The 13408-nt window shown below is 67.3% G+C and carries 11 protein-coding genes; 6 read left to right on the forward strand and 5 right to left on the reverse strand.

Annotated features, from left to right (window positions below):
* The first annotated feature begins 104 nt into the window (after window positions 1-104).
* Window positions 105-1583, forward strand: a complete 1479-nt coding sequence (ccoG, locus tag B3349_RS10860) for a cytochrome c oxidase accessory protein CcoG (RefSeq protein WP_291588593.1) — start codon at window positions 105-107, stop codon at window positions 1581-1583.
* Window positions 1584-1804: 221 nt separating this feature from the next.
* Here ccoG and B3349_RS10865 read toward each other — a convergent pair whose 3' ends face one another.
* Window positions 1805-3244 carry an aminotransferase-like domain-containing protein gene (locus B3349_RS10865; RefSeq protein ID WP_291588665.1) on the reverse strand — a complete coding sequence of 480 codons (1440 nt, stop codon included), beginning with the start codon at window positions 3242-3244 and terminating at the stop codon, window positions 1805-1807.
* Window positions 3245-3407: 163 nt separating this feature from the next.
* Window positions 3408-4343, reverse strand: a complete 936-nt coding sequence (locus tag B3349_RS10870; protein ID WP_291588594.1) for a DMT family transporter — start codon at window positions 4341-4343, stop codon at window positions 3408-3410.
* A gap of 132 nt (window positions 4344-4475) precedes the next feature.
* On the opposite strand from B3349_RS10870, the gene gcvA reads away from it, so the two are divergent.
* Window positions 4476-5363, forward strand: a complete 888-nt coding sequence (gene gcvA, locus B3349_RS10875) for a transcriptional regulator GcvA (RefSeq protein ID WP_291588595.1) — start codon at window positions 4476-4478, stop codon at window positions 5361-5363.
* Window positions 5364-5539: 176 nt separating this feature from the next.
* On the opposite strand, the gene B3349_RS10880 is transcribed toward gcvA, so the two are convergent.
* Both B3349_RS10880 and B3349_RS10885 read right to left on the reverse strand, forming a co-directional pair.
* Entirely contained in the window at window positions 5540-5884 is a 345-nt protein-coding gene (locus B3349_RS10880) for a VOC family protein (RefSeq protein ID WP_291588596.1), read from the reverse strand.
* Window positions 5885-6029: 145 nt separating this feature from the next.
* Window positions 6030-6953 carry a LysR family transcriptional regulator gene (locus tag B3349_RS10885; RefSeq protein ID WP_291588597.1) on the reverse strand — a complete coding sequence of 308 codons (924 nt, stop codon included), beginning with the start codon at window positions 6951-6953 and terminating at the stop codon, window positions 6030-6032.
* A 175-nt stretch (window positions 6954-7128) separates the two neighbouring features.
* Between B3349_RS10885 and B3349_RS10890 the strand changes: the two genes are divergently transcribed.
* The 4 genes from B3349_RS10890 to B3349_RS10905 all read left to right on the forward strand — a co-directional run bounded on the left by B3349_RS10890 (window position 7129) and on the right by B3349_RS10905 (window position 12200).
* A complete protein-coding gene (locus tag B3349_RS10890; protein WP_291588598.1) occupies window positions 7129-8823 on the forward strand; it encodes an acyl-CoA dehydrogenase family protein in 1695 nt (564 codons plus the stop codon).
* A 100-nt stretch (window positions 8824-8923) separates the two neighbouring features.
* Complete coding sequence (locus B3349_RS10895; RefSeq protein ID WP_291588599.1) at window positions 8924-9898, forward strand: tripartite tricarboxylate transporter substrate binding protein; 975 nt, start codon at window positions 8924-8926, stop codon at window positions 9896-9898.
* 171 nt (window positions 9899-10069) lie between these two features.
* Complete coding sequence (locus B3349_RS10900) at window positions 10070-11035, forward strand: Bug family tripartite tricarboxylate transporter substrate binding protein (RefSeq protein ID WP_291588666.1); 966 nt, start codon at window positions 10070-10072, stop codon at window positions 11033-11035.
* A gap of 31 nt (window positions 11036-11066) precedes the next feature.
* Window positions 11067-12200: a CaiB/BaiF CoA transferase family protein gene (locus tag B3349_RS10905; RefSeq protein WP_291588600.1), complete on the forward strand. Its 1134-nt coding sequence runs from the start codon at window positions 11067-11069 to the stop codon at window positions 12198-12200.
* A gap of 70 nt (window positions 12201-12270) precedes the next feature.
* Here the strand turns inward: B3349_RS10905 and B3349_RS10910 are convergent, their stop codons facing one another.
* Window positions 12271-13377 carry an NADH:flavin oxidoreductase/NADH oxidase gene (locus B3349_RS10910; protein WP_291588601.1) on the reverse strand — a complete coding sequence of 369 codons (1107 nt, stop codon included), beginning with the start codon at window positions 13375-13377 and terminating at the stop codon, window positions 12271-12273.
* Window positions 13378-13408: the final 31 nt, after the last annotated feature.

Consider the following 13408-nt stretch of genomic DNA (forward strand, 5'->3'; position numbering starts at 1 on the left):
ACGGTCTTTTTGCCTGAAAACTGATGCTGTGCAAGCACGGGGCGCCGCCGCATAGTCGGCGCCAACACATGGCAGATGCACTGCCGCGCCGCCCCCACGCACACATGAACCCGCTTCACGACTCCGCCCCCACCGTGCCCGCAGCCGCTGGCACGGGCACTGCGCGCAAGACCATTCCCATCCATGCCGAGCCACCCGAGGCCGGCCGTTCCTTTTACGAAAAGCGCCAGAAGATCCAGCCGCGCTCCATCGCCGGGCGCTTTGCCGCCTGGCGCTGGGCGCTGGTGTGGCTGACGCAGCTGTTCTTCTACGGTGTGCCCTGGCTGCAGATCCATGGCCGCCAGGCACTGCTGTTTGATCTGGAGCAGCGGCGCTTTTACATCTTCGGCTGGCTGCTGGTGCCTCAGGATTTCATCTACCTGGCGGTGCTGCTGATCATCAGCGCGCTGGCGCTGTTCCTGTTCACCGCCGTGGCCGGGCGGTTGTGGTGCGGCTTCAGCTGCCCGCAGACGGTGTATACCGAGCTGTTCATGTGGATTGAGCGGCGCACCGAAGGTGACCGCAGCGCCCGCCTGCGGCTGGACGGCAGCGGCTGGACTGCCGAAAAAATCGCCAAGCGCGGCGCCAAGCACGGGCTGTGGCTGCTGGTGGCGCTGTGGACGGGGGTTACCTTCGTCGGCTACTTTGTGCCCATCCGCGCCCTGGTGGTGGACCTGGCCAGCTTCACCGGTCCCTGGCAAATGTTCTGGACCCTGTTCTACGCCACTGCCACCTATGGCAATGCCGGTTTTCTGCGCGAACAGGTCTGCAAATACATGTGCCCCTATGCACGCTTCCAGAGCGCCATGATGGACCGCGACACCCTGGTGGTCAGCTACGACAGCGGCCGGGGCGAAGGCGAGAAAGGCCGCAGCCCGCGCGCCAAGGGAGCGGACCGCCGCGCCCAGGGCCTGGGCGACTGCATTGACTGTGCCCTGTGCGTGCAGGTGTGCCCGGCAGGCATCGACATCCGTGACGGCCTGCAGTACGAGTGCATAGGCTGCGGCCTGTGCATCGACGCCTGCAACGGTGTGATGGACAAGATGCACTACACCCGTGGCCTGATCCGCCTGAGCACGCAGAACGCCCTGGCCGGGCGCTGGAGCCTGGCCCAGACCTGGCGTCGCATTGCCCGCCCGCGCGTGCTGCTGTATGCGGCTGGGCTGGTGGGTATCACCGTGGCCATGGTGGTGAGCCTTTCGCTGCGCACGCCGCTGCAGGTGGACGTGGTGCGCGACCGGGGCACGCTCTCGCGCATCGTGTCTGGCGGCCAGATCGAGAATATTTACCGCGTGCAGATTGCCAACGCGACCGAGCAGCCACAGCGTCTGCGTCTGAGCGCCAGCGGGCTGGGCGGCGTGCATGTGGCATCCGATCCCGAGGTGTGGCTGGAAGGCGCACAAGACCGCTGGGTGGTGGTGCGCCTGCAGGCTCCCTATGGGGCTGCTGAGGCCGGATCGCACCCGGTGACCATCCATGTGCAGGCCGAAGGCGATGCGGCGCTGCACGTGGCTGCCAAGACCACGTTCCTGGTGCCCCGGTGAAGACGCATTGGATGAACTGAATGGATTGACAGTTGTTTGACCGCTCTGCGGTTGTTGCTGGCGGCACAGGTGTGCTGCCATTTCAGGCGGTCTGCCCCAAGCAGACCGCCTTTTTTCTGTCTGGATGGCCGGCCCCTAGCTCCTGGCCATGTCGCTGTCGCTGTCGCTGTTGCTGTTGCTGTTGCCAGTCGAGCGTGCTGGCGTGCCTGGGCCGTGGTGGTTCAGGAAGCCTGTGGGCTGCCGTCCGCCATGGCCGTGCACCAGCGGCCCAGTTGGGCCAGTGCTGTCTCGGTGGCCGCATCCCAGGTCATGCCGTAGTTCAGCCGCAGGCAGTGGGCAAACGCCGGGCTGGGGCTGAACAGCGGGCCGGGCGCCAGGCTGATGCCGTGCTGCAGTGCGCGCTGGTACAGCGCCCAGGCGTCGCAACCGGTAGGCAGCTCCAGCCACAGAAAGTAGCCGCCTTCGGGCCGCGTGGCGCGCGTGCCGGAAGGGAAGTGGCGGGCAATGGCCTCGGCCATGCGGTCACGCTGCACCGCCAGGGCGTGGCGCAGGTGGCGCAGGTGCTTGTCGTAGCCTACCCCTTCCAGGTACTGGGCCAGCGCCGCCTGGGCCGGGCCATTGGTGGCGATGGAGGTGGTCAGCTTTTGCCGTGCCACGGCCTGGGTAAAGCGCCCGGCCGCCGTCCAGCCGATGCGCCAGCCCGGCGCCAGGCATTTGGAAAACGAGCTGCAGTGCAGCACCCAGCCTTCGCGGTCGAACGCCTTGGCGGGTAGCGGCCGGTGCGGGGCAAAGTACAGCTCGCCGTAGACATCGTCCTCGATCAGCGGTACCTGCAGGCGGGTGACCAGTTCCACCAGTGCCTGCTTACGTGCCGGTGGCATCAGGCTGCCCAGAGGGTTCTGGAAACTGGTCATCAACCACACGGCCTGGGGACGGTGCTGGAGGAGGGCTGCTTCCAGCGCCTGCAGATCCACGCCGTCGCGCGGGTGGGTGGGCACCTCGATGGCCTGCAGACCCAGGCGTTCCAGCGCCTGCAGCGCACCGTAGAAACAGGGGGACTCCACCACCACGGCGCCGCCGGGGCGGGTGACGGCGGCCAGGCACAGGTTCAGCGCCTCCAGTGCGCCATTGGTGATGACCAGATCGTCCATGGCCAACGGCATGCCGTCGGCCAGGTAGCGGCGCGCAATCTGGCGGCGCAGGCCGCTGTGCCCGGGGGTCAGGTCATCCAGTGCCGTGCGCTGGGCGGTCGCCTGCCTGGCGCTGGCGGCCAGGGCCTGGGCCAGCTTGGGCAGGGCAAACCACTGCGGGCCCGGAAAGGCGCTGCCCAGGGGGACCGTGCCCTGCTGCAGGCTGGCCTGCAGCACGGAAAAAATGCGTTCGGTGACATCCACCTGGACCGAGGCACTGTCGGGGCGCGACAGCGATTCGGGCTCTGGCGGGGCCATGCCTCCGCCATGGGCCACAAAGTAGCCGGAACGTTCACGCGCCCGGATCAGGCCACGTGCTTCCAGCAGGTAGTACGCCTGGAACACCGTGGACGGGCTGACCTGGCGGCTGGCGCAGGCCTGGCGCACCGAAGGCAGGCGGTCGCCCGGCTGCAGCACCCCGGCGCGGATCGACGCCTCGATGTCCGCTGCCAGCAACTGGTAGCGGTTCAGGGACGCAGCGGGGGCAGAGGTGGCAGGGGGCACGGGAACAGTGGAGGGTGGAGCGAGCGCAGGGCTGGGGCGAGGGCACGGCGCGACAGACGCGGTGCAGGCTGCCGTGGCAGCCCATGGTGCAAACTGTAACGGAAGGCCGAGCCTCGGTCGTTGCGACCGCTCAGGGTTTGGCCGCTTGGGCGGCAGCAACAGCAGGACCCGCCGGGGTGGGCTTGGGGGCCGGGCGCAGCACCAGCCACAGTGCCAGTGCAATCAGCGCACCGCCGGCGGCGTGGGCCCATCCAACGGTCTCGCCCAGCAGCAGCCAGCCCCACAGCACGCCGAACAAAGGTATCAGGAACGTGACGGTCAGCGCCTTGAGCGCGCCCACATCGGCAATCAGGCGGAAATACAGCACATAGGCCCAGGCCGTGCACAGCAAGCCCAGGGCCAGCAGGGCAATGGCCACGGTGGGCGTCACGCTGGCCAGCGGCACCGGGTGCAGCCACAGCGAACCGGCGGCCAGCGGCACCAGCAGCAGCACGGCGGCGCACTGGCTGCCCAGGGCCACCAGGCGGCTGTCCAGTCCGCCGCGCTGGCCAATCCAGCGCTGGGTCAGGTAGCCGGCCAGGCCATAACACAGCGTGGCCACCAGGCAGGCGGCCACGCCCCACAGTGCCGCGGCATCCACCGGCAGCGGGCCGGTGCGTACCAGCACGGCCACACCGGCCAGGCCCACGCAGACGCCGGCCAGCTTGTGGACGGTGATGCGTTCGCCAAAGAACACGGTGCCCAGCAGCACGCCCATCAGCGGGGTCAGTGCGTTCAATATGGCGCTGTAACCGGCCGGCAGCACCTGGGCAGCCAGCGCGTACATCGCAAACGGAACGCCGGAATTGACCACGCCCAGTGCCAGTGCGGCGCGGCCCTTGCCGTCAAAGCGCAGCGGCACGCGCTGCAGCAGCACCAGCAGGCCCAGGCCCAGCGCCCCCAGCAGCACGCGTCCGCCGGCCGTGGGCAGGGCGCCCAGCACCGGCACCGCAATGCGCATGGACAGGTAGCTGCCGCCCCACAGGGCGGCGAGCAGCAGCAGGCGGATCAGGCTGGGCAGGGGCATGTCTGGTGTTTCAGGGAAAAATTCAGTACAACTAAAGACAAAGCGTCAGTGCGGTCTGCATTCTGTGCCCAGAGTGCGGGCTGTACCAGCGATTTTTTCTACTGGATTGTTTAGCCAAACTAAATCTTCACCATGCACCTGCCTCCGCTGTCCACTGTCCGCAGTTTTGAAGCCACGGCCCGCCACGGCAGCGCCGCGCGCGCGGCCGAGGAGCTGCATGTCACGCCTGGTGCCATCTCGCAGCAGCTGCGCAAGCTGGAGGATTTTGTGGGGCAACGCCTGTTTGAACGTCAGGCACGCGGTCTGGTGCTGACGGACGCCGGGCGCGTGCTGCTGGCCGGCTGCCAGGAAGCCTTGGCGGCACTGCAGCGTGCCACCGCCCAGCTGCGCCACCAGCGCCAGGTGTTGTTGGTCAGTTGCACACCGGTGTTTGCCGCGCAATGGCTGGTGCCCCGGCTGCAGGACTTTCTGCAGTCCTCCCCGGAGGTGGATGTGCATGTCAGCACCACGGCACGTCTGGTGGACCTGGCGGCCGAGGGCGTGCACTTTGCCGTGCGCCACGGCCTGGGGCGTTACGCCGGCCTGCAGGCCCGGCGGCTGCTGGACGACGACCTGCAGCCGGTCTGTAGCCCCTTGTGGGTGGCCCACCGGCCCACCGCACAGGCTGCCGATATCACCGCAGCCGGGCTGCTGCACGATGGCCAGCGCGACGACTGGCAGCTGTGGGCGCGGGCGGCCGGGCGTCCCCAGTTGGATACCTCGCAAGGCATTGTGTTTGTGGATTCCAATGCCGCCATCGAAGCCGCGCTGGCCGGGCGGGGCGTGGCCCTGGCGCGCCGCTCCATGGTGGTGAATGAACTGGAGCAGGGCCGCCTGCTGGCCCTGCAGGTGCCGCCGCTGGTGACGCCCCTGGCCTATTACCTGGTGTTCCGGGAGCCCACGCTGGCCCAGCCGGCTGCACGCCGTTTTCACGATTGGCTGCTGGCCCAGGCCGCATTGGCGCGCACGGTGGATGGCTGAACCCAGCCACCGTGGCGCAGCCGGTTTTGCCGCCGCCTGTGCCGTGGCACAGGTGCAATGCGGTACGGATGCATGGCATCCACACCGCTGCAACGATGGGGCAGGCCGTGCACCTGCATGCCTGCCCTGCGGTGTCATTGCATGGAATGCAGGCCGATCAGATTGCCTTCGCTGTCCTACACCATGGCAATAAAGCCATAGGGAGCGATGGAGAATTTCTCCTTGATGATCTGCCCTCCATGGGCATCGGCACGGCGAACCTGCTCGGCGCAGTCATCGCAGACAAAGTAGACCAGGGTGCCGCCGGGGCCGGACAGGTAGTCGGGCATCTTCACCAGTGCGCCGCTGGCGCCCATGCCTTCCTTTTCCATGGGGAAAGCCCACATCTCCAGGTCCGAATCGGCGCCGCCCGGGGGCGTCAGCGACTCCAGTGGCCGGCCCAGCAGCTGCTCGTAAAACCGCCGGGCGCGCGGCATGTCCTGCACATAGATCTCAAACCAACCCACGGCGTTGTGTTGCATGGTCGTACCTCCTGTTGCGGTGGCGGGAATGGGTGCCAGGCCCTGGCAGGGCATGGCATCCGCTGCCAACCATTGTGCAAAGCTGCGCGCGGCGGTGCACGCTGCGGCTGCACTGCGCCAAGGGGTATCGCGCCAATGGGGTCGATCAGTCGCTGGCGGGGGGCGGTGCGGCATCGGCGGCCGCCACGGCGGCAATGCGTTCTTGCAGCAGTTGCAGCAGGGTGTCGATCAGCGGGTGGGCGGGCACGGGGCGCCATATGGCCTGCAGCTCGGAGTGGGCTGCACTCTGGCGCAGCGGGCGAAAGGCCAGCCCCGGCATGCCCACGCGCTGCAGGCAGGCGGGCACGATCGACACCCCTTGGCCGCCGCTGACCAGCGACAGCACCGACAGCCAGTGGCGCACCTCATGGCGCAGCTCCGGGTCAAAGCCGGCGCGCTGGCACAGGGTGCGGATGCTGCGGAAATACTCGGGGGAGACCGACTCGGCAAACAGCACCATGCGCTCCTGGGCCAGATCGGACACGGCCACGCGTGCTTGCCGCGCCAGGGCGTGGTGGGTGGGCAGGCAGGCCATGAAGGGCTCGCGCAGCAGTGTGCGGGCGCGCAGGCCATCGGGCACCACCATGGTGTGCAGCAGGGCCAGGTCCAGCTTGCCTTGCTGCAGGGCGCTGACCTGCTCGGCACTGTTGAGCTCGTGCAGGTCCACCCGCACCTGGGGGTGCTGCAGCTGCAACTGGGCCAGCGCCTCGGGCAGGCCACGGTACATGCTGGAGCCCACAAACCCCAGCCGCAGGCAGCCGGCCATGCCATGGGCCACGGCCCGCGTGTCCAGGGCCGCACGCCGTGCGCGTTCCAGAATGTCGCGGGCCTGGGCCAGCAGGTGGGTGCCGGCCGGGGTCAGGCGCACCTCCTTGCTGCTGCGCTCGAACAGCTGGGCGTCCAGCTGGGCCTCCAGCTGCTTGATGGCCACGCTCAGCGGCGGCTGGGAGATGTGCAGCCGCTGCGCGGCGCGGCTGAAGTGCAGCTCTTCGGCCAGTACGGTGAAGTACTGCAGTTGGCGCAGTTCCATGGGGAGCCTTTGGTGGAGAAGATGCTGCTATGCAGCAATGTACAGGGTGGTTTATCTATTCGATTTAGATATGGATGAATATTTCAATAATATTCGACATGAATGGAGCATGTTCCCAGAATTTGACCCAAGTCAGATCCACCTCGCCCGCCTTGTTGAAGGAGAGAGCATGAACATGCGTGCCCCATTGGAAGTCTCCCGTCCCAGCGATTCCGCCCACCCAGTACCCGACCGTGCGGGCAGCAACCTCTACACCACCGACACGCAATGGGCCCCGTTGCTGCAGCAGTACCTGCCGGCCGATGTGTACGCCCACCTGCAGCCCTATCTGACCCGCATGGGCCATTTGGCCGGTGGTCGTCTGGACGAGCTAGCGCTGATTGCCGACAAGAACCCGCCCACGCTGGAGCACCGCACCCGCACCGGTCAGGATGCGCAGCGCATCGTCAAGCACCCGGCCTATGTGGAGATGGAGCGCGTGGCCTATGGCGAATTCGCGCTGGCCACCATGTCGCACCGCACCGGCGTGCTGGGCTGGGAAGGCAAGCTGCCCCCGCTGGCAAAGTACGCGCTGACCTATCTGTTGGTGCAGGCCGAGTTTGGCCTGTGCTGCCCGCTGTCCATGACCGATTCGCTGGCGCGCACGCTGCGCAAGTTCGGTGCGCCGGAGCTGGTCGAGAAATACTGGAGCCAGCTCACCGCCACCGACTTTGATGACATGGCCCAGGGCGCCATGTTCATGACCGAGCAGGCTGCCGGCTCCGACATCGCCAACACCCAGACCATGGCCTATCCGCAGGCCGATGGCAGCTGGCGCCTGGTGGGCGACAAGTGGTTCTGCTCCAACCCCGACGCGGCGTTTGCCATGGTGCTGGCGCGGGTCGATGGCGGGCCGGCCGGCATGAAGGGCATCTCGCTGTTCCTGCTGCCGCGCCAGTTGGACGATGGCAGCACCAACCACTACCGCATCATCCGCCTGAAGGAAAAGCTGGGCACGCGCTCCATGGCCAGCGGCGAGATCCACATGGAAGGTGCCGTGGCCTATTTGGTGGGCGAGCAAGGCCGGGGCTTTGTGCAGATGGCCGATATGGTCAACAACTCGCGCCTGTCCAACGGGGTGCGCGCAGCCGGCATGATGCGCCGCGCCGTGGCCGAGGCCGAGTTCATTGCCAGCGAGCGCCATGCCTTTGGCAAGGCCTTGCAGGACATGCCGCTGATGCAGCGCCAGCTCGACAAGCTGCGCATCTACTCCGAACAGTCCCGCACCATGGTGCTGCAAACCGCCCAGGCGCTGCAGCGCTCGGACGCCGGGGAAGAGGGCGGCTACGCGCTGCTGCGCATCCTGACGCCGCTGATCAAGTTCCGCGCCTGCCGCGATGCCCGCAAGGTCACCGGGGACGCCATGGAAGTGCGCGGTGGCTGCGGCTACATCGAAGAGTGGAGCGACCCGCGCCTGGTGCGCGACGCCCACCTGGGCAGCATCTGGGAAGGCACCAGCAACATCGTCGCGCTGGATGTGCTACGCGCCATCCGCCGCGAAGGCTCGCTCCCGGTGCTGCAGGCCCATGCCGCACAGCTGCTGGCGCAGACCCATGCTGCCCCAGCCTTCCTCACTGCATTGCGCAGTGCGCTGGAGCGGGCTGCAGCCTTTGCCCAATCGGCTGTGGATGCCGATGCCGCCGGCGAGCGCCTGGCGCGCCAGGCCGCCTCGGGCCTCTACCACTGCTTCTCGGCCATCGCCATGGCCTGGGAAGCCTCGCGCACGCACAGCAGCGAGCGCATGCGCTGGGCCCAGCTGGTGCTGCTGCACCGTGTGCTGCCGCGCGATCCACTGCAAGACGGCGGCATCCCCGCCGACTGGCTGCAGTAAGCCGCACCGGCGCCGGGCAGCGGCCATGCCGGCTGCTCCGGACATCTTTCCCCGCAAGCCCCGATACAGGGGCAGGGGCCATCCTCCTGGAGACAACACCATGAACAAGCGCCACTTTGTACAGGGGCTGGGCCTGCTGGCTGCCGCCCCTTGGGCCGCCAGCCGGGCACAGTCCAGTGGCACGGGCTTTCCGAACAAACCGATCACGCTGATCCTGCCCTATGCCCCGGGCGGTCCCACCGACCAGCACCTGCGGGTGGTGGCCGAAGAGGTCGGCAAGATCCTGGGACAGCCCATCGTGCTGGACAGCCGCCCCGGTGCCAACGGTGTGACCGCCGCCGCTGCGCTGACCCGCGCGGCCGCCGATGGCTACACGCTGGGCGTGCTGCCGGCATCGGTCTACCGCGAGCCTTACATCAACAAAGTGCCGTTCGATCCCACCACCAGCTTCAGCTACATCGCGCTGCTGTCGGACTACAGCTTTGGTCTGGCCGTGCGCCAGGATGCACCGTGGAAGACCTGGGCCGATCTGGTGGCCGATGCCAGGAAGCGCCCCGGCGTCCTCAACATTGGCGCCACCGGCGCCATGGGCACCCCACGCATCGTGATGGAAGAGGCGCTGGCAGCGGCGGGCGTGAAGGCCAATGTGGTGACCTACAAGGGCGATGCCGATGTGGCCACCGCCATTCTGGGTGGCCACATCGACGCGGCGCCGCTGTCGGGGGTGGCCGTGCCGTACATCGATGCCCACAAGATGCGCTATCTGGTGATGCTGACGGCGCAGCGTGTGCCGCGCTTTCCCACGCTGCCCACGCTCAAGGAGTCGGGGCTGGACCACTTCATCGACTCCCCTTACGGCGTGGCCGGTCCCAAGGGCATGGACGCAGCGCGCGTGGCCCAGCTGACAGCGGTGTTCCAGAAGGCCTTGCTGTCGCCGGCGGGCATGAAGGCCATGGAGCTGCTCAACCAGCAGCCCAACTACAAGGACCCCGCGCAGTACCAGCGCTACGCACAGGAAGCCTTTGCCCGCGAAAAGCAGCGGGTGGCCTGGCTGCGGGACCAAGGCCTGCTGTAAGACACGGCGCCCGGCAGCGAAAGAACCGCCAAGCAAGCCGTGCAAGCCCTTTACAGGGGCATGATGCGCTTTCAATTTAATAGCAAAAGACTGCCCCGCCCACACCAGGCTGCGGCGGTCATGACAGGAGACACCACTATGAACCCCATTCCATGGCAGCACCCCGTGCGCATGCTGTGCGGGCTGACGGCCGCCACCTTGCTGGTGGCCGCACCGCTGGCCGCGCAGGCCGAGACCTTTCCCTCCAAACCCGTGAACTTTGTGGTGCCGTTCCCGCCGGGCGGCCCCACCGATGCCATGGCACGCACGCTGGCCGTGGCGCTGACCGAGGCCCTGGGCCAGAGCGTGATCGTGGAGAACAAGGCCGGTGCAGGTGGCAACATTGGCGCGGACATGGTGGCCCGCGCCAAGCCCGATGGCTACACCATCATGTTCGGCACCTCGGGCCCGCTGGCCATCAACCAAAGCCTCTACACCAAGATCAGCTACGACCCGGCCACCAGCTTTGCCCCCATCATCCGTGTGGGCCACCTGCCCAACATCCTGGTAGTGAACCCCAAGCTCCAGGCCAGCACCGTGCAGCAGCTGATTGCGCAGGACAAGGCCAAGCCGGCCAGCCTGAACTACGCCTCGTCGGGCAATGGCGCGTCCTCGCACCTGGCCGGCGTGTTGTTCAACCAGAAGGCTGGTACCCAGTTGCAGCATGTGCCTTACAAGGGCACAGGCCCCGCGCTCAACGACCTGCTGGCCGGGCAGGTGCACATGACGTTCACCGACATCCTCACGGCCATGCCCTACATCCAGAGCGGCAAGCTCAAGGCCATTGGCGTGACCACGGACAAGCGCTCGCAGGCCATGCCGCAGATTCCCACGATTGCCGAGCAAGGTCTGCCCGGCTACGACGTGAGCGTGTTCTTTGGCGTGGTGGCACCCAAGGGCACCCCGGCCGATCGCATTGCCACGCTGAACCAGGCCTTCCGCAAGGCACTGGCCAGCGACAAGGTGCGCTCGGTGTTTGCCGCGCAAGGACTGGAGCCAGCATCCGACCACAGCCCCCAGGCGCTGGGCAGCTTCATCAGCGAAGAGGTCGGCAAGTGGAAAACCGTGGTCGATGCCTCGGGTGCCAAGCTGGACTGATGCGTACCACCGACGACCTGTGAAAGACGCTATGAACGCAACCACTGCAACGGGCATGGGGGCTGGCGCCCTGCAAGGCCTGCGCGTGCTCGACCTCTCCCGCATCCTGGGCGGGCCGCTGTGCGGCCAGATACTGGGAGACCACGGCGCCGATGTGCTGAAGGTGGAGCCGCCCCAGGGCGACGACACCCGTGCCTGGGGACCGCCGTTCCAGGACAGTGTGGCTTCGTACTACCGGGGGCTGAACCGCAACAAACGCACCCAGTGCCTGGACCTGAGCCAGCCCGCCGGCCAGGCCCGCGTGCTGGAGCTGATGGCCCAGGCCGATGTGGTGGTGGAGAACTTCAAGATCGGCACCATGGAGAAATGGGGCATTGGCTGGGAACAAGTGCAAGCGCGCTTTCCGGGCTTGATCTGGTGCCGGGTCAGCGGCTTCGGCGCCGATGGCCCGCTGGGCGCCTGGCCGGGCTATGACGCGGCCATCCAGGCCATGAGCGGCATCATGAGCGTCAACGGCGAGCAGGGCGGCGAGCCGCTGCGCGTGGGACTGCCCGTGGTGGACATGGTCACCGGCATGAATGCGGTCATCGGCGTGCTGCTGGCGCTGCAGGAACGCCAGCGCAGCGGCCTGGGCCAGCTGGTGGATGCGGCGCTGTATGACAGCGGCATCTCGCTGCTGCACCCGCATGGCGCCAACTGGTTCATGGATGGCAAGCCGCCCCAGCGCACCGGCAATGCCCACCCCAATATCTACCCCTACGACACGCTGCAGACAGGTTCCATCCCGGTGTTCTTTGCGGTGGGCAATGACCGCCAGTTCGGTCTGCTGTGCGGCCACATCGGCTGCGCGCAACTGGCCGAAGACCCGCGCTTTGCCACGGCGGGCCAGCGCTCGGTGCACCGCGCCGTGCTCAAGCCGCTGCTGGAGCAGCAGTTGGCCGCCTTCGAGGGCGAGCAACTGGCCACGGACCTGATGGCCATTGGCGTGCCGGCAGCGCCCGTGCAGTCGGTGGATGCGGCTTTGCAGCATCCGCACACGCTGCACCGCGGGATGGTGGTGGACCTGCCGGGCTACCGGGGGATTGGCGCGCCGGTCAAGCTCAGCCGCACCCCGGCAACTTATCGGCTGGCTCCGCTCACGCCCGGAGAGGACTTTGTGGTGTGACGCAGTGCCGCCATGGCAAACCCAAAGGAGTCGAAGGACTCCTTTTTGATGAGCCATTCAAGTTCAGTCACTATGCTTGGAACAGTTCTTTGGCGCCATGCGGCTGGCAGCGCAGGTACTGCGGCGCTGCATGTACGCTGGCGCCCAGCTGGCGCGCGGCCTCCCAGGGCCAGCGCGGCTGGTAGAGCATGGCGCGGGCAATTCCTACGGCGTCGGCCTGGCCGGTCTGCACAATGCTTTCGGCCTGCTGCGGGTCGGTGATCAGGCCCACGGCAATCACCGGCATGCGGCCTTCCAGCCGGTCCTTCAGCGCTTCGGCCAGCGGAACCTGGTAACCGGGGCCCACCGGAATCTTCTGGTCCGGGTGCAGCGCGGCACTGGAGACATGCAGAAAATCGCAGCTACGTGCGGCCAGTTCCTGGGCCAGGTGCTGGCTTTGCGCAAGGTCCCAGCCGGCCGGCTCCATCCAGTCGGTGGCGCTGATGCGTACGCCCACGGCCATGGCCGCATCCACGGCGGTGCGCACGGCCTCGAACACTTCCAGCGTCAGGCGCATGCGGTTGCCCAGGCTGCCTCCGTACTGGTCGGTGCGCTGGTTGGACAGCGGCGACAGGAACTGGTGCAGCAGATAACCGTGGGCGGCATGGATCTCGATGGCGTCCAGCCCCAGTTGCCGGGCGCGCAGCGCGGCATCCACAAAGGCCTGGGTGATCTCGGCAATGTCCTGCAGCGATGCGGCCTGGGGTTCGGGATCGGTGGGTGCAAAAGGCAGCGCGCTGGCGCTGACCGTGGGCCAGGCCTGGGCATCGTCCGCCGGCAGTGCTCCACCGCCTTCCCAGGGGCGGCGGCAGCTGGCCTTGCGTCCGGCATGGGCCAGCTGGATGCACACCGGCATGGGGCTGAAACGGCGCAGGTGCTGTACCACCGGGCGCAGCGCTTCGGTGTGGGCATCGCTCCACAGCCCCAGGTCATGGGCGCTGATGCGCCCGCGTGCCTCCACTGCCGTGGCCTCCAGCACCAGCAGGCCCGCGCCCGACTGGGACAGGTTGCCGTAGTGCATCACATGGAAGTCGTTGGCCAGCCCGTCCTGCGCGGAATACATGCACATGGGGGGAATGACGATGCGGTTGGCCAGCTGCAACGGGCCGAAGGCGATGGGGGAGAACAGGGCAGACATGAAAAGAGGGGGATGTGTATCAACAACAGTG

This window comes from Comamonas sp. UBA7528, from assembly GCF_002479375.1.
Classification (GTDB): domain Bacteria; phylum Pseudomonadota; class Gammaproteobacteria; order Burkholderiales; family Burkholderiaceae_C; genus Comamonas.